This is a genomic window from Altererythrobacter sp. Root672 (genome assembly GCF_001427865.1).
Classification (GTDB): Bacteria; Pseudomonadota; Alphaproteobacteria; order Sphingomonadales; family Sphingomonadaceae; genus Croceibacterium_A.
The window spans coordinates 1,865,076-1,882,886 of sequence record NZ_LMHH01000001.1 but is presented as its reverse complement, the minus strand read 5'-3'; the positions used below and the strand labels follow the sequence as shown (position 1 = coordinate 1,882,886).

Annotated in this window: 16 protein-coding genes and 1 tRNA gene; 13 read left to right on the top strand and 4 right to left on the bottom strand. The window is 62.9% G+C overall.

Annotated elements, in window-relative coordinates:
* Positions 1-53 precede the first annotated feature (53 nt).
* The 3 genes from pnp (at position 54) to ASD76_RS09040 (ending at position 4,257) form a co-directional block, all read left to right on the top strand.
* Complete coding sequence (gene pnp, locus ASD76_RS09050) at positions 54-2,372, top strand: polyribonucleotide nucleotidyltransferase (RefSeq protein WP_055921449.1); 2,319 nt, start codon at positions 54-56, stop codon at positions 2,370-2,372.
* Between the two features lie 80 nt (positions 2,373-2,452).
* On the top strand, positions 2,453-3,121 hold the full coding sequence (locus ASD76_RS09045; RefSeq protein WP_055921445.1) for a spermidine synthase: 669 nt from the start codon (positions 2,453-2,455) through the stop codon (positions 3,119-3,121).
* A gap of 74 nt (positions 3,122-3,195) precedes the next feature.
* Positions 3,196-4,257 carry a class I SAM-dependent methyltransferase gene (locus ASD76_RS09040; RefSeq protein ID WP_055921442.1) on the top strand — a complete coding sequence of 354 codons (1,062 nt, stop codon included), beginning with the start codon at positions 3,196-3,198 and terminating at the stop codon, positions 4,255-4,257.
* 7 nt (positions 4,258-4,264) lie between these two features.
* Here ASD76_RS09040 and ASD76_RS09035 read toward each other — a convergent pair whose 3' ends face one another.
* The gene (locus tag ASD76_RS09035; RefSeq protein ID WP_055921438.1) at positions 4,265-4,783 is read right to left on the bottom strand and encodes a DUF1993 family protein; all 519 of its coding nucleotides are present in this window, start codon (positions 4,781-4,783) and stop codon (positions 4,265-4,267) included.
* A gap of 119 nt (positions 4,784-4,902) precedes the next feature.
* Here ASD76_RS09035 and ASD76_RS09030 point away from each other — a divergent pair, with 119 nt between their 5' ends.
* Genes ASD76_RS09030 through ASD76_RS09020 form a run of 3 tightly spaced genes read left to right on the top strand, consistent with a single transcriptional unit; the run spans position 4,903 to position 7,241 of the window.
* The gene (locus ASD76_RS09030) at positions 4,903-5,397 is read left to right on the top strand and encodes a GlcG/HbpS family heme-binding protein (RefSeq protein WP_055921435.1); all 495 of its coding nucleotides are present in this window, start codon (positions 4,903-4,905) and stop codon (positions 5,395-5,397) included.
* A gap of 11 nt (positions 5,398-5,408) precedes the next feature.
* On the top strand, positions 5,409-6,278 hold the full coding sequence (locus ASD76_RS09025) for an SDR family NAD(P)-dependent oxidoreductase (protein ID WP_055921433.1): 870 nt from the start codon (positions 5,409-5,411) through the stop codon (positions 6,276-6,278).
* A 12-nt stretch (positions 6,279-6,290) separates the two neighbouring features.
* Complete coding sequence (locus ASD76_RS09020; RefSeq protein ID WP_055921430.1) at positions 6,291-7,241, top strand: SDR family oxidoreductase; 951 nt, start codon at positions 6,291-6,293, stop codon at positions 7,239-7,241.
* Positions 7,242-7,305: 64 nt separating this feature from the next.
* Here the strand turns inward: ASD76_RS09020 and ASD76_RS09015 are convergent, their stop codons facing one another.
* Entirely contained in the window at positions 7,306-7,698 is a 393-nt protein-coding gene (locus ASD76_RS09015; protein WP_055921428.1) for a DUF4168 domain-containing protein, read from the bottom strand.
* Between the two features lie 448 nt (positions 7,699-8,146).
* Here ASD76_RS09015 and ASD76_RS09010 point away from each other — a divergent pair, with 448 nt between their 5' ends.
* The 4 genes from ASD76_RS09010 (at position 8,147) to ASD76_RS08995 (ending at position 13,648) form a co-directional block, all read left to right on the top strand.
* Complete coding sequence (locus ASD76_RS09010) at positions 8,147-9,406, top strand: MFS transporter (protein ID WP_055921425.1); 1,260 nt, start codon at positions 8,147-8,149, stop codon at positions 9,404-9,406.
* A 180-nt stretch (positions 9,407-9,586) separates the two neighbouring features.
* Positions 9,587-10,528: an HAD family hydrolase gene (locus ASD76_RS09005; RefSeq protein ID WP_235506595.1), complete on the top strand. Its 942-nt coding sequence runs from the start codon at positions 9,587-9,589 to the stop codon at positions 10,526-10,528.
* Between the two features lie 17 nt (positions 10,529-10,545).
* Positions 10,546-12,045: an arylsulfatase gene (locus ASD76_RS09000; protein ID WP_055921422.1), complete on the top strand. Its 1,500-nt coding sequence runs from the start codon at positions 10,546-10,548 to the stop codon at positions 12,043-12,045.
* A gap of 70 nt (positions 12,046-12,115) precedes the next feature.
* Positions 12,116-13,648, top strand: coding sequence for an arylsulfatase (locus ASD76_RS08995; RefSeq protein ID WP_055921419.1), 1,533 nt, complete (start codon positions 12,116-12,118; stop codon positions 13,646-13,648).
* A 66-nt stretch (positions 13,649-13,714) separates the two neighbouring features.
* On the opposite strand, the gene ASD76_RS08990 is transcribed toward ASD76_RS08995, so the two are convergent.
* Positions 13,715-14,386: a GcrA family cell cycle regulator gene (locus tag ASD76_RS08990; protein WP_055921416.1), complete on the bottom strand. Its 672-nt coding sequence runs from the start codon at positions 14,384-14,386 to the stop codon at positions 13,715-13,717.
* 79 nt (positions 14,387-14,465) lie between these two features.
* Here ASD76_RS08990 and ASD76_RS08985 point away from each other — a divergent pair, with 79 nt between their 5' ends.
* Positions 14,466-15,368, top strand: a complete 903-nt coding sequence (locus ASD76_RS08985; protein ID WP_055921413.1) for an ABC transporter permease — start codon at positions 14,466-14,468, stop codon at positions 15,366-15,368.
* 15 nt (positions 15,369-15,383) lie between these two features.
* Here ASD76_RS08985 and hspQ read toward each other — a convergent pair whose 3' ends face one another.
* Complete coding sequence (gene hspQ, locus ASD76_RS08980) at positions 15,384-15,764, bottom strand: heat shock protein HspQ (protein WP_055921410.1); 381 nt, start codon at positions 15,762-15,764, stop codon at positions 15,384-15,386.
* A 167-nt stretch (positions 15,765-15,931) separates the two neighbouring features.
* Between hspQ and ASD76_RS08975 the strand changes: the two genes are divergently transcribed.
* Together ASD76_RS08975 and ASD76_RS08970 are read left to right on the top strand one after the other, a co-directional pair.
* Positions 15,932-16,021: transfer RNA gene (locus ASD76_RS08975), tRNA-Ser, on the top strand.
* A gap of 167 nt (positions 16,022-16,188) precedes the next feature.
* Positions 16,189-17,526 carry a tyrosine-type recombinase/integrase gene (locus ASD76_RS08970; protein WP_055923103.1) on the top strand — a complete coding sequence of 446 codons (1,338 nt, stop codon included), beginning with the start codon at positions 16,189-16,191 and terminating at the stop codon, positions 17,524-17,526.
* Positions 17,527-17,811 lie beyond the last annotated feature (285 nt).

Sequence of the window (17,811 nt, the reverse complement as noted above, 5' to 3'; positions counted from 1 at the left end):
GCATTTGAGGCCCCGCGGCGCAATCTGGCCCGCGGAACTCGTAAGGAAAACACATGTTCGACACGAAAACCGTATCGCTGGAGTGGGGCGGCAAGACCCTCACTCTGGAAACCGGCCGCATTGCCCGTCAGGCTGACGGGGCGGTCCTCGCCACTTACGGCGAAACCGTGGTGCTGTGCGCTGTCACCGCCGCGAAGTCGGTCAAGGAAGGGCAGGACTTCTTCCCGCTGACCGTCCACTACCAGGAAAAGTTCTCTGCCGCCGGCCGTATCCCGGGTGGCTTCTTCAAGCGCGAGCGTGGGGCGACCGAAAAGGAAACGCTGACCAGCCGCCTGATCGACCGTCCGATCCGCCCGCTGTTCCCCGAAGGGTTCTACAACGAGATCAACGTCATCGCCCAGGTCCTGTCGTATGACGGCGAGACCGAGGCCGACATCGTGGCGATGATCGCCGCTTCGGCCGCTCTGACGATTTCGGGCGTTCCGTTCATGGGCCCGATCGGCGGCGCACGCGTCGGCTTCAAGGACGGCGAGTATCAGCTCAACCCGTCGATGGCCGAAGTCGCCGAAGGCCGCCTCGACCTCGTTGTCGCCGCGACCCAGGACGCGGTGATGATGGTCGAATCCGAAGCCAAGGAACTGACCGAGGAAGAAATGCTCGGCGCAGTGATGTTCGCGCACGAGGAAAGCCGCAAGGTCATCGGCGCGATCATCAAGCTGGCCGAACAGGCTGCCAAGGATCCGTGGGATCTCGAGGTCAGCGACAACTCGGCAATGAAGGCCGAGATCAAGAAGCTGGTCGGTACCGATATCGCCGCCGCCTACAAGCTGACCGACAAGTCGGCCCGCTCGAACGCGCTCAACGAAGCGCGCGCCAAGGTGAAGGCTGCTTATGCCGAGGCCGACGGCCAGACGAGCATGACCGCCAACAAGCTGACCAAGAAGGTAGAGGCGGACATCGTCCGTACCGCAATCCTCAAGGACGGCTCGCGCATCGACGGCCGCAAGCTCGATCAGGTTCGCCCGATCGAAGCGACCGTCGGCTTCCTGCCGCGTACGCACGGTTCGGCGCTGTTCACCCGCGGTGAAACGCAGGCGATCTGCACCACCACGCTCGGCACCAAGGACTCCGAGCAGATGATCGACGGCCTCAACGGCCTGTCGTACGAAAGCTTCATGCTTCACTACAACTTCCCGCCCTACTCGGTCGGTGAAGTGGGCCGCTTCGGCGCTCCGGGTCGTCGTGAAGTCGGACACGGCAAGCTCGCTTGGCGCGCCCTGCGCCCGATGCTGCCGTCGAAGGAAGACTTCCCGTACACGATCCGCATTCTGTCCGACATCACCGAGTCCAACGGCTCGAGCTCGATGGCGACCGTTTGCGGTGGCTGTTTGGCGATGATGGATGCCGGCGTGCCGATCGCTCGCCCGGTTTCGGGTATCGCGATGGGCCTGATCCTCGAAGGCAAGGACTTCGCCGTCCTTAGCGACATCCTGGGCGACGAGGATCACCTCGGCGACATGGACTTCAAGGTAGCCGGCACCGAAGCGGGAATCACCAGCCTGCAGATGGACATCAAGATCGCCGGGATCACCAAGGAGATCATGGCTCAGGCGCTCGAGCAGGCGAAGGCCGGTCGTGCGCACATCCTGGGCGAGATGACCAAGGCTCTCGGTTCTGCCCGTACCGAACTGTCGGCCCACGCGCCGCGGATCGAGACGATGCAGATCGACAAGTCGAAGATCCGCGACGTCATCGGCACCGGCGGCAAGGTGATCCGCGAGATCGTGGCCGAGACCGGCGCCAAGGTCGACATCGACGACGAGGGCGTGATCAAGATCAGCTCTTCCGACCTCAGCCAGATCGAAGCGGCCCGCAAGTGGATCGCCGGGATCGTGGAAGAGGCCGAAGTCGGCAAGGTCTACGACGGCAAGGTCGTCAACATCGTCGACTTCGGTGCGTTCGTGAACTTCATGGGTGGCAAGGACGGTCTCGTCCACGTGTCCGAAATGAAGAACGAGCGGGTTGAGAAGCCGACCGATGTCGTCACCGAAGGCCAGGCCGTGAAGGTCAAGGTCCTCGAAATCGACCAGCGCGGCAAGGTCCGTCTGTCGATGCGTGTGGTCGATCAGGAAACCGGTGAAGAGCTGGAGGACACCCGTCCGCCGCGCGAACCGCGTGAACCGCGCGGCGACCGTGGTGATCGTGGCGACCGTGGTGGCGATCGCCGCCCGCGTCGTGACGGTGGCGGCGGTGGCCGGGGCGGTGATCGCGATCGCGGCCCGCGCCGTGACCGCGACGACCGTGGCCCGCGCTCCGACCGCAACGAAGGCGGCGATCCGAACCACCTTCCGGCATTCCTCAAGGACGATTGAGGTTTGACCAAATAAGGTAAAGAGGGGGCCGCGAGGGAAACTTCGCGGCCCCTTTTTTCAATGATTTGCTGCGAGGTCCGATGATTACACGCGAACTGCTCGGAACGGCCCGAGTGCCCGGCGGAGAGGAGCTCCGCCTGTTCGCCCATGGGCGCGATTTCATGATCGTGCTCGGCCACAACGAACTGATGAGCACTCGCATGCGCCATTCGGAAGAGGCGTTGGCGGAGATGACTCTTGCTCGCTTAGAGGCTCCAGCGCCGCACCTGCTGATCGGTGGTTATGGCATGGGCTTCACCCTGCGCGCGGCGCTCGCACTGGTGCCGAAGCGCGCGCGTGTAACCGTTGCAGAGCTTGTGCCTGAGATCATCGAGTGGGCTCGCGGTCCCATGGCTGAGGTCGCGTCCGGATGCCTCGATGATCCTCGCGTCACGCTGGCGATGCAGGACGTAGCGGACGCCATCGCCGCGGGGAGGGGCCGCTATGATGCAATCCTGCTCGACGTCGATAACGGCCCAGATGGGCTCGTCCGGTCCGAGAACGACCGCATCTATTCGCGATCAGGCCTTCACACGGCTTGGGAGGCACTACGGCCCGGTGGCGTGCTGGCTATCTGGTCTACCGCTCGTGATCCTGCCTTCACCCGCCGCCTCAGCGCGGCGCGCTTCACGGTCGAGGAAGTCGAGATCCGGGCCCGCCCGAATGGCAAGGGCCCGCGTCACACGATCTGGTTCGCACGGCGGGCCTGAGCGGTGTAACTAGGCCTCGTAATCGGAGAACAACGAGTCGGGTCGCCTCTCACCTGTTGGCAGGAGGATGACCCATGACCGAAGCGATCAACGAAGCGCGCCTCAACGACCTGATCGGCAAAGTGATCGGTGACGTGGCCGGCGCCATGAGCCTCTACATGGCCTATCTCGGTGACCACGCGGGCGTGTTCGACGCGCTCGACGGCGCGGGACGGTTGACGGTGGCGCAACTGGCCGAGAAGACCGGGCTCAATCCCAAGTACCTCAACGAATGGCTCGGCTCGGTCTCGGGCGCCGGATACGTCAATCATCACCCGGAGGACGGCACGTTCTCGCTCGATCCGGAACAAGCGCTGATCTTCACCCGCGAGGGCCAGCCGGCATGCATGCAAGGCTTCATCCAGGCGATCGTCTCGCAGTACGAAAGCCATGAGAAGGCGGTCGACACCTTCAAGTCAGGCAAGGGCCGCCCCTGGGGCGATCACACCCAGTGCCTGTTCTGCGGCACCGACCGCTTCTTCCGCCCGGGCTATCAGGCCAACCTGATCGAGACCTGGATCCCCGCGCTCGGCGGGGTCGAGGCGAAGCTCAAGGCCGGCGCCAAGATCGCCGACATCGGATGCGGCCATGGCTCGTCGACCGTGCTGCTCGCGCAGGCGTTTCCGAACTCCACCATCCACGGCATCGACTACCACGCCCCCTCGATCGAGGAGGCCAAGAAGAAGGCTGCCGAGGCGGGAGTCACCAACGTCGAGTTCCAGGTCGCCTCCGCGCAGGACTTCGCGGGTGGGGGCTTCGACCTCGCCTGCATCTTCGACGCCCTGCACGACATGGGCGATCCCGTAGGTGCGGCGAAGCACATCCGGGAGACGCTGGCACCAGGTGGCACGTTCATGCTGGTCGAGCCGATGGCAGGCGACAGCATGGCCGAGAACCTCAATCCGCTCGGGCAGATCTTCTACGCGTTCTCTACCACGGTCTGCACGCCCAACTCGCTCTCGCAGGACGTCGCCCTCGGTCTCGGGGCGCAAGCGGGCGAGAAGCGATTGGCCGAGGTCTGCAAGCAGGCCGGCTTCGCCAATGTCCGCCGCGCCGCCGAGACCCCGACCAATATGGTGCTGGAGGTTACGGGCTAGGCCGCGCTCAGGCCGGCTGGGCCAGGCGCAGCTTGCCGAGGTAGTCGAGCTTGCCGACCTTCACGCCCTTCGCCCGCAGGATGCCGTAGGCGGTGCTGGCGTGGAAGTAGAAGTTCGGCTGGCTGAAGCTGAGCAGGAAGTCTTCGGCGGTGAAGTCGAGGCGCTTCTCGCCGATCTCGAACCGCATCGGCTTGCCGACGAAGCTGTCGAGCTCGTCCTCGCCCACGCTTTCGAGCAGAGCGATGGCGCCGTCGAGGCGCTCGCGCAGTTCGCTCAGCGAGCCGGGCAGGGCTTCGGCGAAGTTGGGTGTGAATACGCCCTGGCGAACGGCTTCGATGGCGCCCTGGCTGTGCACGGCCATCGACTTCACCTGATAGCTGAACGGGAACATGTCCTCGACCAGGCGCGCGTCGACCACGGAGGATTCGTCGAGACCGCAATCCGCTGCCTTGTCGAGCCATCCGCGCCCTGCGCCAAGGATCTGGAGCCAGCTGGGAACGAGGGCGGAGTGAAGCGAAAACGGCATTTGAAGTTCTCCCAATCGGTTTGGTGGCGCGGCCATAGCGGATATGCTGTTCGACACCAGACGCCAAGCCCGCCGCGGGCGGATGGCGCGCCCTCTTTCCTTTTGCGTGCCATTGCGCGATGCCCCTCCAAGTCGACGACGAGGTGCCTGCCATGAACAAGGTCTGCCTTGCCCTGCTTGCCGCTTGCTCAGCCTGGTCGCCGGTAATGGCGCAGGCGCCGCGCCCGATGCTCGAATATTCCTCTGCGGCGACGATCCGCGACGGGTGCCTGGGCTGGGCGAAGGAGCACAACCTGACTGTCGCCGTGGCCGTCTATGACGAAAGCGGGAGGTTGCTGGCTTTCGCCCACATGGACGGCGCTGCCAGCGCTGTTGCTGAGTTCGCGCAATGGAAAGGGCGGTCGGCCGCCACGATCCACGTTGCCTCCTCGGAGACCGCAAATTGGGGCAAGGGCCCGCCCGGTCTCGCCACCTGGGAGGGCGGCCTGCCGATTTTTTCCGCGAATGGGGTGGCCTTGGGCGGCGTTGGCGTGTCTGGTGCGGAAAGCTCAGAAGACGTGGCTTGCGGACGAGCGGGAATAGCCGCCGCAGGCCTCAAGGAAGCGGCGAAGTAACGGGAGAGACAATGCCGATTACCAGTTTCGAAGGGAAAACCGCGTTCATCACCGGTGGTGCCAGTGGCATTGGCCTCGGGATCGCCAAAGTGCTGGTGGCGCGTGGTGCCAAGGTCGTTTTGGCTGACCTCAGGCAGGATCACATCGATCACGCGTTAGCGGACTTCGCCGGAGGCGGTCGCTCGAACGTGGTCTCCGCGCTGCAGCTCGACGTGACCAACCGCGAGCAATACCGCGAGGCGGCGAAGCGGATGCTGGACGAGTTCGGCGGCATCGACATTCTCGTCAACAACGCCGGTGTCGGTCTTGAAGGGCCGGTCCTCGAGGCGACTTACGCCGACTACGACTTCGGCTTCGGCGTCAATGTTGGTGGCGTCATCAACGGTTTCGTCGAATTCCTGCCGCAGATGATCGCGCATGGGCGCGGTGGCCACGTGGTTTCGACGGCCAGCCTCGCGGCTGAGGTCGTGATGCCCGAGTGGCTGGCGATCTACGCTGCCAGCAAAGCGGCCGTGTGCCACTATTGCGAGGCGGTGAAGCCGGCCCTGGCGGAGAAGGGCATCGGCGTTTCGATCCTGCTGCCTGGCCCGGTGAAGTCGAATATTCACGAGACCCAGCAGAACCGGCCCAAGGCGCTGCTCGCGGGGAGCGGCTACAAGGCCAGCGAAGAGCGGCTCTCGCGCCGCATCGTCGGCGATAACTGGATGGAGCCGGAACAGGCGGGCGAACTGGTGGTGGAGGGTATCCTCGCCAACCAGACCTACATAGTCACGCACGGGTATTATAAGGACGCCATGCGCGCACGAGCCGAAGCCGTTCTGGCGGCGACGCCCGATGTCAAAGAGGAAGCGCCCGACTTCGGGCAGTTCCGCGACGAATAGGAAGAGGGTTCAATGGAAAATCTGACCGGCAAGGTCGCCTTCATCACGGGCGGGGCTAGCGGCATCGGCCTCGGCATGGCGCGGGCGTTTCTGGAAGAGGGGATGAAAGTCTCGCTCGCCGACTGGAGCGATGATCACATAGCGAAGGCCAAGGAACAGCTCGCGGGCAATAACGCCGTCCATTTCGTTAAGACCAACGTCGCCGACCGGGGGAGCCTGCGCGCCGCGGTGGACGAGACGCTGGAAGCCTTCGGCAAGATCCACGTGCTCTGCAACAACGCTGGCGTTAACGGCGGCGGCACGGCGGTGAGTGACGACTTCGACAGTTGGGATCGAGCGATCTCGGTCAATCTCGGCGGTGTGATCAACGGTACCAAGATCATCGCCCCGATCATTCGCCAACAGGGCGAGGGCGGCCATATCGTCAACACCAGCTCGATGGCCGGCGTAGTGCCCTTGCCGGGCTTGGCTGCCTATTCGACGGCCAAGTACGCGGTCCGCGGGTTCTCCGAGAGCTTGAGGATGCAGCTGGCCAAGGACGGGATCGGGGTGTCCTGCCTGTTCCCCGGCGCCACTCGCACTGCGCTCGTGCCCATTCCGGAAGACGATCCGGAGCACATCAAGGAAGAAGGCGCTCCGCAGTTCCTCAAGGACCTGTGGGACGCCATGCGCGGCGCGATCGATCCTTATGACACGGGTCGCGTGGTGGTTGAGGCGATCAAGCAGAACCGCTTCTACATCTTCACCAACCGCGAGTTCCTCGAAGAAGTGAAACAACGCCACCGCGAAATCGAAGACGCGTTTCCGTTGGATGAACCCACGCCTGGCCGCGTCAAGTTCGAGTCCATGCGGGCCGAGATGGTTCGTGACCTGATGGCCCCCGGAAATCGTCCTGTCCCGGAGCGGAAGGAAGGGGATTTTGCCCTCGACCTGGGTTCCGCCTCACCGGCGGGCGGACAATAGCAAAAAACCGCGCGGTAACCTGGGGTTAGGCTACCGCGCGGTTCTTGCGACCCTTAGGCTCTATTCAGCCTTCGGTCTTTCCCGCATGCTTGGCCATGGCCGTCCGTACCTTGTCCCGCAGCGTTGGATCCGCCTGAGCGGCTTTCCCGATGGCGTTGTACTTCGCCGGGTCTAGTCCCGACTCCGTTACAGCCGCCTGCATCTTGGTTTGTTTTTGCTCGTCAGCGAGCGAGGTGTCGGCCTGAATGGCCTGCAACTTCACAGTAGCTTGGGCAAAGCTATCAATCTCTGAGTCCGACACTGCCGCGGCAGCGGCCTGTGCAGGGGCGGCAGCTGCTGGTGCGGCTGGTCCCTGGGCAGCGGGAGCCGGCGGCTCGGCCGTGTCGGCCGCATCCTGTGCTTGAGCCACACTTGTCGAAAAAGCCAACGCAACAAATGAGTACATAATCAACTTCATGGTATTCTCCTTCGCTCGCAATGCTACTCCGTGTCTGGAGCGGCCTTACGACGACCGTGCGAGGACATTGGGGGATTGGCGCTTCTCACTGAGCACCTGTCCCTCATTCATTTTTATCAATTGGTGATAACTTCGGCTAGAAAACGAAGAACCTCAAATATTAGTCGATAATATGTGCCACATGTCCGCTGAATGGTCATTTATTGAATTTTATTATTCAAACCGCCGTGTGGGGGCCACAGTTCGTCGCTAAACGCGCCACGGTCCGCGTTTCGAAAGTCCCGATTTCCGGCCCAAATCAGGAGTATTCGAGCTTCCCTGAAGCGTAGGCACGTGGCATCCCGTCAAAAAACAAAATGTCGGGAGGATGGGCGTGGCGATACCTTTCAGTGAAGCGATTTCTCGCACGCCCTTGCGTACTTTTCAGTGGGTCACATTCGCTATCTGCATGTTGGTCCTCGTCGCTGACGGGATCGATGCGCAGTTGTTGGGCATCGTCGCTCCGAAAGTGATTGCAGACTTCGGTGTCGATAACGGCACGTTCGGCTGGGCTATGAGTGCGGCGCTTGTCGGATTTGGCCTCGGCTCGTGGGGCGGCGGTTGGCTCGGCGACAGGATCGGACGGCGCTATTCCCTGGCCGTGGCTGCAGTGTTGTTCGCACTCTCCACGATTGCGGCCAGCACAGCGGACGGCGTGTGGCAGATGGCGGCCTGGCGCATCGTGGGCGGGATTGGTTTCGGCTCTGCCTATGCCAACGCTATCGCCCTGGCGAGCGAGTGGTTGCCCGATCGCTGGCGCTCGGTCGGGGTCACGACTTTGTCGGTGGGAACGCCCGCCGGTGGCTTCGTGATCGCGGCCCTCGCTCCGGCGCTTGTCGCAGACTACGGCTGGCGGGGATCGTTTGTCGTCTCCGGCGCCGCCACGCTCCTGGTGGTAGTGCTGATCCTTGCAGTCTTGCGTGACAGCCCCTCATTCCTCCTCGCTCACGGCAAACAGGAGGCGGCGCAGCGGGCGGCACGCAAGGTTCTGTTCGAGGATGTGGACTTGGTGCCAGAGCCGCACGACCTCGCTGGAGAGAGTGGGACGCGGATAGGCGTTCTCCACCGCAGCAACTTCAGGCTGAACCTGGGCGTTGGCATCTCGTTCACCGCAGCAGCGCTGGTGGCCTACGCGATGCTCAGTTGGACGACCACGATGCTTACCGGGCAGGGCTTTACTTTCGAGCAGGCGTCCTACGCCGTCTCGGTTGGCGGGATCACCTCGGTCTTCGCGTCGATCGCCGCGGGGCTTCTGGTGCGCTTGCTGGGCTCACGCGTTCTGGTGGTCGCGATCAGCATCAGCTTGTTTCTGACTTTGCTTGTGCTGGCTTATGTGATCGAGACCATGCCCGCTGCACCCGACGCGCAAACGCGATGGTTGGTGGTGGCTCTGGTCGGCGTGGCGGCCGCGCTGTTCAGCGCCGGGATCGCGAGCATGTATGCGATCATGACACATGCCTATCCGCCTTCGTGTCGTTCGGCGGGCATCGGTTTCGGTATCTTCATGGGCCGCGTCGGCGCAGTTGCCGCGACGGCGTTCGGCGGCCGGTTGCTCGATATCGGCCAAGGCAGCGTGGTGCCGTTCTTTGCGGTCCTGTCTGTCGGCGCGGTGCTGGTCTCGGCCGCGGCTTTCATCGTCGATCGTCAGGTTCCCCCAGCACGCGGGTAGCTCGTCGCGCCTGACGGGCCGACCGTCTGAAAGCGGGATAACCCACCGGACGATTCCGGGTTTCTGCTGATTCCGGTACGACTTCCGCGCGGCTTGGATGGGCTTGCCACCCGTTCGCGTGAGAATCGACATCTCTATTACCCCAAGCATTTTAGGTCAGACTTCTGAAGGTCGCGTGCCATGGGCGAGATGACATTGCCCGATAGCTCGGCAGCTGATCCGCTCCCCAGCTGGAACGGTGGTCGCGCGAAGGCGACGTTGCTCGATTTCGTTGCGCGGGTGACCGATCAATCGGGTGCGGACTTCGTGCCGCCGGCGGATCGAGTGGCGACTTTCGACAACGACGGAACCCTGTGGTGCGAATATCCGATGCAGGTGCAGGTCTTCTTCCTGGTCGACCGGGTAAAGGCACTGCGGGAGGCCGATCCCTCGATCGCCGAGCGGCAGCCGTTCAAGGCGCTGCTCGAACACGACGCGGCTACCCTCCATTCGCTTGGCAAGCAGGGTCTGCTGGAACTCTTCGCCGCGACCCACGCGGGCGTGACCGAGGACGAGTTTGGCGAGATTGCCCATGATTGGCTGGCGACTGCCAAACATCCCAAGCTTGGTACGCTGCTCTCCGAGAACGTCTTTCGGCCGCAGGTGGAATTGCTCAAGTTCCTGCGATCGAATGGCTTCCGCACTTTTATCGTAACTGGCGGCGGGCTCGAGTTCGTCCGCGCCGTGTCCGAGCAGCGCTATGGCGTCATGCGCGAGCAGGTGGTCGGATCGAACGACAAGCTGGCCTTCGAGATCGTCGATGGAAAGACCCAGGTGAAGAAGCTGGGCGAGCTCAACAGCTTCGACGATCGCGAGGCCAAGCCTGCCAACATCGCGCTTCACATCGGACGCCGGCCCATCCTGGCCTTCGGCAACTCCGACGGAGACCTGGCGATGCTGCGTTACGCGCTGGGTGGCGAAGGGCCGCGGCTGGCGCTGCTGCTCCACCACGACGATGCCGAGCGGGAGTTTGCCTACGACAGGGAGTTCCACCTGAGCCCTCTCGCCGAGGCGCTCGACAAGGCGGACGAGTACGGGATCGTGCTGACCAGCATGAAACGGGATTGGGCGGAGGTCTTCTGAAACCAGGAGTGTGAGAGATGCCGAAAGGTAAGCCGAATATTCTGTTCATCATGGGCGACGACATCGGGTGGTTCAATCCGAGTTGCTACAACAGCGGGATCATGGGCTACCGGACGCCCAACATCGACCGGATCGCGGCCGAGGGCGCCCGCTTCACCGACTGGTATGCGCAGCAAAGCTGCACCGCGGGGCGCGCGGCGTTCCTGACCGGGCAATCGCCGATCCGGACGGGACTGACCAAAGTCGGCCTGCCTGGCGCCGATCTCGGACTTGGCCCGGACGATCCCTGCATCGCCCAGGTGCTCAAGGCACAAGGCTACGCCACCGGGCAGTTCGGCAAGAACCATCTCGGCGACCGCGACGAGCATCTGCCGACGATGCACGGCTTCGACGAATTCTTCGGCAATCTCTACCACCTCAATGCCGAGGAAGAGCCGGAGAACGAGGACTATCCGAAGGATCCGAAGTTCCGCGAGAAGTTCGGTCCGCGCGGCGTGCTCAAGTGCAAGGCCGACGGCAAGGGCGGCCAGACGATCGAGAACACCGGCCCGATGGGTAGCAAGCGGATGGAGACAGTCGACGAGGAGTTCCTCGGCGCCGCCAAGGACTTCATCAAGCGCCAGAACAAGGCGGGCGGCCCGTGGTTCTGCTATTTCAATTCGACCCGGATGCATGTCTTCACGCACCTGAAGGAGGCATCGAAGGGCAAGACCGGGCTCGGCCTCTATCCCGATGGCATGGTCGAACATGACGGACATGTCGGCGAGCTTCTCGACCTGGTCGATGAGCTCGGCGTCACCGAGAACACCATCGTCGTCTATACGACCGACAATGGCGCCGAAGTCTTCACCTGGCCCGACGGCGGGACTACGCCGTTCAAAGGCGAAAAGGCGACCAACTGGGAAGGCGCCTTCCGCGTCCCCTGCGTGATCCGCTGGCCCGGAGTGATTGAGCCCGGCACGATCATCAACGAGATCTGCGCTCACGAGGACTTTCTGCCGACGTTCGCCGCTGCCGCAGGCGACGACGATGTCGTCGAACGCGTGAAGAAGGGTGGGAAGATCGGCGACAAGAAGTTCAGGGTGCACCTCGACGGACATGACCTGACTTCAGCCTTCAAGGGCAAGGCGAAGGAATGGCCGCGCCAAGGCTTTGCCTATTGGAGCGACGATGGCGATCTGATGGCACTGCGCGTGCGGCAATGGAAGGTCGCGTTCCAGGAGCAGCACTCCGAAAGCAACCCGAAGACCCCGCTTGGCGTTTGGCAGGGCAACTTCACCGCGCTGCGTGCGCCGATGCTCTACAACATTCGATCAGACCCGTTCGAGCGCGGTCCGGAGAGCATCTACTACGGCGATTATTCCGCCCACAGGATGTTCCTGTTCGTGCCGGCGCAGGCAATCGTTGGGCAGTTGCTCGCCAGCTTCAAGGAGTTCCCGCCACGGGCCAAGGCGGCGAGCTTCACGGTGAGCGATGCGATGGAGAAGATCGCCACCGCGAGCCCCAACCAGAACTAAGCATCGCTACCAGAGCCCCGTCCATGCGCCCGAAGCCGGGACGGGGCCCGCCATCAAGGAGAAACCTGTCATGGCCAAGAAGCAACCGAACATCCTCGTCATCTGGGGTGACGACATCGGAATATCGAACCTCAGTTGTTACAGCCATGGTGTGATGGGCTACCAGACGCCCAACATCGACCGCATCGCCAAAGAGGGCATGAAGTTCACCGACAGTTACGGTGAGCAGAGCTGCACAGCGGGCCGCTCCTCGTTCATCACTGGGCAGAGCGTGCTGCGTACTGGCCTGTCGAAAGTCGGGGCACCGGCCTCGCCGATCGGCATGAACGAGAAGATCGTCACCATCGCCGCGCTGCTCAAGGAACAAGGGTACGCCACGGGCCAGTTCGGCAAGAACCACCTCGGCGATCTCAACCACATGCTGCCGACCAACCATGGCTTCGATGAGTTCTTCGGCAATCTCTACCATCTCAACGCCGAAGAAGAGCCAGAGATGGACAACTACCCGAAGGACCCTCGCTTCAAGGCGAAGTTGGGTCCGCGCGGCGTGATCCATAGCTGGGCGACGGACAAGGAAGACAAGACCGTCCACGAACGCTGGGGCAAGGTTGGCAATCAGAAGATCGAAGAAACGGGCCCGCTTACCAAGAAGCGGATGGAGACCTGTGACGATGAATTCGTTGCCGCCGCGACGGACTTCATCAAGCGCCAGAACAAGGCAGGCCAACCGTGGTTCGTGTGGCTCAACACGACGCACATGCACATGTTCACGCACACTAAGAAGGAAAGCCTGGGGCAGGCCGGGCGCTGGCAATCGCCGTATCACGACACGATGATCGATCATGACAAGAACGTCGGCGAAATGCTCGACTTGCTCGATGAGCTTGGCCTCGCTGACAACACCTTCGTCATGTACTCGACCGACAACGGCCCGCATCGCAACAGCTGGCCAGATGGCGGCATGACGCCATTCCGCAGCGAGAAGAACACCAACTGGGAAGGCGCCTTCCGCATCCCGTTGCTGATCCGTTGGCCCGGCAAGGTGGAGGCAGGATCGATTTCCAACGAGATCGTCCAGCACCACGACTGGCTACCCACCTTCATGGAGATGGCGGGCGCCCCTGACGTGGTCGAGAAGCTCAAGAAGGGCTACAAGGCCATCGGCCGGACCTACAAGAACCACATCGATGGCATGAGCTTGGTCAGCTACATTACCGGCAAGGAGAAGGAGAGCCCGCGCAACTTCTTCTTCTATATCAGCGACGATGGCGACATCCTGGCCATGCGGTACGATAACTGGAAGATCGTGTTCATGGAGCAGCGCTGCAAGGGCACGATGCAGGTCTGGGCCGAGCCGTTCACGCGGTTGCGCCTACCCAAGATCTTCAACTTGCGCACCGATCCGTACGAGTTCGCGGATATCACCTCGAACACGTACTACGACTGGTTCCTGCACAACGACTACTTCATCTTCGCGGCGCAAGTCGGGGCGGCGAAGTTCGCGGAAACCTTCAAGGAGTTCCCGCCAATCCAGCGGCCGAACAGCTTTACCATCGACGATGCGGTGGCGAAGATGGCCGACGCAGGAGCCGGCGCGAGCTGACGCCCGGTTAAAGAAAAGCGCCCGCGATCATCGATCGCGGGCGCTTTTCTTATGCCTTGAGTTGGTTCAGCGAACCCGCGGGCCGCCGAACGGCAACGGCGGAGGGGGCCGGCGCGCACCGCGAGGCAGCTGAGCCTGATAGGCCCGCCCACAATGCTGGACGCAATAAGGGAACCCAGGGTTCACCTTATCGCCGCAGAAATGGAAGTCCGGTTCACCCGGATGCCCCATCGGCCAGCGGCAGACACGGTCGTTGAGATCGAGCAGGCTCGTCTTGTCGGCAATCTCCGGGCTCGGCCTCGCGGGCACCAGTCGCCGCGGCGGGGCCGGGGGAATCGGAGCCTGCTGGTCGCCAGGACCCTGACGCAGGAAGCCACCCGGACCGACCGAGACCACGCGCGGCCGATCGGGATCGCGGTTAGGCAACGGCTGGCTAGGGACCGGAGCAGCGGCGGCAGGAGCGTCATCCTCCGCATCGAACTCTGGCTCAGGCGCGGGCGCCTTGGGCTTGGGCTTGGGAGTGGGCGCGGCGGCCTTGGGCTCTTCCTTCGGCTTGGCCGCGGGCTTGGGCTCGTTGGCCTTTACGGGCGAGGGGCGCGACTTGAGGCCAAGGCGGTGCGCCTTGCCGATCACGGCATTGCGCGACACTCCGCCAAGTTCGTCAGCAATCTGGCTCGCAGTGGCGCCGCCTTCCCACATCTTGGTCAGCGTCGCGATACGTTCGTCGGTCCAGCTCATCAGCAATCCATCTACAAATCCGGGCGGGCGGGACCGCACAAACCTTGCCAGCACCGGGCCGGGCCGATAGGCGCGGACCATGGCCGATCAAGCTCCAGCCGCTGCGCCGAATAGTTCCGGCAAGCAACCTGAATCTGTCGACCCCATCGCGAGTGCTGGGCGTACGTTTCCGCCCAAGGGGCAGCCACTGATGACGGGTCTTAACCGGATCGGGCTGTGGAGCCTCTATATGAAGGAGGTGCGGCGGTTTCTCAAGGTCCAGACGCAAACCGTCTGGGCCCCGGCGATAACAACGCTGCTTTTTCTGGTGATCTTCACCGTTGCGATGGGGCGGGGCGACCGCATCATCCTTGGCGTATCGTTCGCTACCTTCGTCGCGCCCGGCCTGGTCATGATGGGCATGATGCAGAATGCCTTTGCCAATTCCAGCTTCTCGCTGCTGGCCGGCAAGCTCCAGGGCACGATCGTCGACCTGCTGATGCCGCCGCTCACGAATGCCGAACTGATGATCGGTATTGTCGCGGCCGCGATCACTCGCGCGATAATGGTCGGTGGCGCAGTGGTGCTGGCGATGGCGCTGTGGCCCGGTGTTGACCTGATGGCCGCACACCCCTGGGCGATCGTCTGGTTCGGCCTGATGGGCTCGACCATGCTCGCGTTGATGGGCTTGTTGACGAGCCTCTGGGCGGAGAAGTTCGATCACGCCGCGGCCGTCACCAACTTCGTGGTCGCGCCGCTCTCGCTCCTGTCGGGCACGTTCTACGTGATCGAGAACCTCTCACCCGCGTTCCAGGCCTTGAGCCGGGCGAATCCGTTCTTCTACATGATCTCCGGCTTCCGCTTCGGCTTCATCGGAGAGAGCGATATCGGCAACACCAACCACGCGGTGGTCGGCGCCGCGATCGGCGTCGGGATCCTCAACCTGGTTCTGGGCTTCCTGACCTACCGGCTGCTCAAGAGCGGGTGGAAGATCAAAAGCTGACCTTCCGCCAAGGTATCAGTGGGTGAGGCTGCGTCGCAGGCGATAGCGACCGGCCAGGAAGGTCTCGAACAGTTCCGGGACATTCGGGTGGTCGATCGGGCCGCCCGCACTGTCTTCCAGCAGGTTCTGCTGGCTGACGTAGGCGACGTAGGACGAGTCCTCACTTTCGGCCAGGAGGTGGTAAAACGGCTGATCCCGGCGGGGACGCATGTCCTGGGGGATCGCCTCATACCATTCTTCGGTGTGGGCAAAGACCGGATCGATGTCGAAAACGACGCCGCGGAAATCGAACAGCTTGTGCCGCACGACGTCACCGATCGCAAAACGCGCTTCGACCCGCTGCGATGCCTCGATCAGCCGGCCTGCCCTGGGCGAATAGAATTGAGCTCGGTCCATTGTCATAAGATATAGGAGACCTCTGGGAGGCAGCAAGGTTCCGGAGGCCGGAATCCCCAGTCCAATCGACTTCAGCGAAGTCTGGGGCTTGGCAAGCCAGAGACGTTCCGCTAACCGCCGCGCTCCTGACCGTCCGGGTACCCGTATCGGGTGCCTGAGCCCTTCTCGGAGAGGTGGCAGAGTGGTCGAATGCGCCGCACTCGAAATGCGGTTTACGGGTAACCGTAACGTGGGTTCGAATCCCACCCTCTCCGCCAGATACCCCTCCGCAGGGGTCCGCAGAAGTCCACCAGGATTGACGATTTTCCCCTAAAAACCGACGCTTAGCGGTTCGGCCCGGCCGCAGCCGTGCGCACGCCTCCAATGTGAGCGTGGGCCCGAAACGTGGTCCCGGGCCGGGAAAAACGTGGTCCTGGAGGTGGACATGCTAACCGATGCAAAGGCGCGCGCGGCAAAGCCGCGCGAAAAGCCCTATAAACTGACTGACAGCCACCGGCTCTACCTACTGGTCAAGCCAGGCGGTTCGAAGCTCTGGAAGTGGAGCTATGCCTACGACGGCAAGCAAAAGACGATGCATCTTGGCATCTACCCCCTGGTCTCGCTTGTCGCTGCGCGGGCCAAGCGCGACGAAGCACGCGCTCAGCTTCAGGAGGGTCGGGACCCCGCGATCGTCAAGAAGATGCGGGTCCAGGCGAATATCGAGGCGGGCCACAACACTTTCGAGCGCGTTGCCCGTGCGTGGCACGAGATCGCGAAGTCGCAATGGGCGGCCCATCACGCCGCAGACATTCTGCGGAGCTTCGAGCGCGATGTCTTTCCTGCCATCGGCAGTCTGCCCATCTCCGAATTGAAGCCGCCCAAGCTCATGGAGTTCCTTCGCGCGATCGAAGATCGTGGCGCCATCGAAACGGCAAAACGCGTGCGTCAGCGGGTCTCGGCGGTGTTCGTGTACGCCATTGCCGAGGGGATCGCCTCGGTCGACCCGGCCGAGAAATTGGGCGGGGCGCTAAGGCCCCTGCGCAAAGGGCGCCAACCTGCCATCACCGACCTCCCACGGTTGCGAGCCCTGATTGCGGATGCCGAGGAGGACTATGCCCGGCCTATAACGCGGCTCGCCCTGCGCTTGCTCGCCTTGACCGTGGTCCGCCCCAGCGAGCTGCGCGGGGCGCGCTGGGACGAGTTCGAAGATCTCAACGGCCGCAAGCCGCTCTGGCGGATTCCCGCAACGCGAATGAAGGGCGACCTCGATCGTAAGGAAGAGGTCAACGGCGACCACCTTGTCCCCCTGGCCCGACAGAGCGTCGCGGTGCTTCGCGCGTTATGGCCGCTGACGGGCGATTGCGACCTGCTTTTCCCCAGCACGCGCCATTTGCACAAACCAATGAGCGAGAACGCCATCGGTTATCTGCTCAATCGCGCTGGCTACCACGGCCACCACGTGCCTCATGGCTTCCGCGCGGCCTTCTCGACGATCATGAACGAATGGGCCGAACGCCGCGGGAAGGACCATGATCGCAAGGTCATCGATCTTATGCTCGCGCACGTGCCCAGGGAAAAGGTCGAGAGCGCCTATAACCGCGCCGCGTACATGCCGCGGCGGCGAGAGCTCGCGGAAGCATGGGCGGATATGCTGACGCAAGGCCTGCCGTCGCCTGTCGTCTTGAACGACCGAACCGCAAGAGCGACCGGTCCAAACCCTCGTAGGCAGGTGCCATGCCCGGTCTCCAAAGATTTCCGGTTTCCTTTACGGACAAGGCCATGAGCCGCAGTGAAACCGTCCCCCTCCGCTGAACTCGCGGAAGGCCGCAAGTTCTGTTAGCTGGGGGCGTCCCATTGTGCAAAGTGAAGTTCTGAAAGACGTCAGTCGGGCGTGTGACCGTAAGTGCTGCCTCAAGCATTAATTGATGTAAGGCCAAAGCCGCCATTTCGGTGCAACTTCAGGTGAGTGGGTGAAAGAGGAGCTTGCGCTCCTCCGTTCGGACTCTATCCTGACAGTGCGCCGATGGACGGCGCCGAGGCGTGAGAACCTCGCTTGATGATGCCGGCA

Bases quoted from the DNA above. Each gene is read 5' to 3' on its own strand.
- pnp (WP_055921449.1), top strand. From the start codon at position 54: ATGTTCGACACGAAAACCGTATCGCTGGAGTGGGGCGGCAAGACCCTC.
- ASD76_RS09045 (WP_055921445.1), top strand. From the start codon at position 2,453: ATGATTACACGCGAACTGCTCGGAACGGCCCGAGTGCCCGGCGGAGAG.
- ASD76_RS09040 (WP_055921442.1), top strand. From the start codon at position 3,196: ATGACCGAAGCGATCAACGAAGCGCGCCTCAACGACCTGATCGGCAAA.
- ASD76_RS09035 (WP_055921438.1), bottom strand. From the start codon at position 4,783: ATGCCGTTTTCGCTTCACTCCGCCCTCGTTCCCAGCTGGCTCCAGATC.
- ASD76_RS09030 (WP_055921435.1), top strand. From the start codon at position 4,903: ATGCCCCTCCAAGTCGACGACGAGGTGCCTGCCATGAACAAGGTCTGC.
- ASD76_RS09025 (WP_055921433.1), top strand. From the start codon at position 5,409: ATGCCGATTACCAGTTTCGAAGGGAAAACCGCGTTCATCACCGGTGGT.
- ASD76_RS09020 (WP_055921430.1), top strand. From the start codon at position 6,291: ATGGAAAATCTGACCGGCAAGGTCGCCTTCATCACGGGCGGGGCTAGC.
- ASD76_RS09015 (WP_055921428.1), bottom strand. From the start codon at position 7,698: ATGAAGTTGATTATGTACTCATTTGTTGCGTTGGCTTTTTCGACAAGT.
- ASD76_RS09010 (WP_055921425.1), top strand. From the start codon at position 8,147: ATGTTGGTCCTCGTCGCTGACGGGATCGATGCGCAGTTGTTGGGCATC.
- ASD76_RS09005 (WP_235506595.1), top strand. From the start codon at position 9,587: ATGGGCGAGATGACATTGCCCGATAGCTCGGCAGCTGATCCGCTCCCC.
- ASD76_RS09000 (WP_055921422.1), top strand. From the start codon at position 10,546: ATGCCGAAAGGTAAGCCGAATATTCTGTTCATCATGGGCGACGACATC.
- ASD76_RS08995 (WP_055921419.1), top strand. From the start codon at position 12,116: ATGGCCAAGAAGCAACCGAACATCCTCGTCATCTGGGGTGACGACATC.
- ASD76_RS08990 (WP_055921416.1), bottom strand. From the start codon at position 14,386: ATGAGCTGGACCGACGAACGTATCGCGACGCTGACCAAGATGTGGGAA.
- ASD76_RS08985 (WP_055921413.1), top strand. From the start codon at position 14,466: ATGGCCGATCAAGCTCCAGCCGCTGCGCCGAATAGTTCCGGCAAGCAA.
- hspQ (WP_055921410.1), bottom strand. From the start codon at position 15,764: ATGGACCGAGCTCAATTCTATTCGCCCAGGGCAGGCCGGCTGATCGAG.
- ASD76_RS08970 (WP_055923103.1), top strand. From the start codon at position 16,189: ATGCTAACCGATGCAAAGGCGCGCGCGGCAAAGCCGCGCGAAAAGCCC.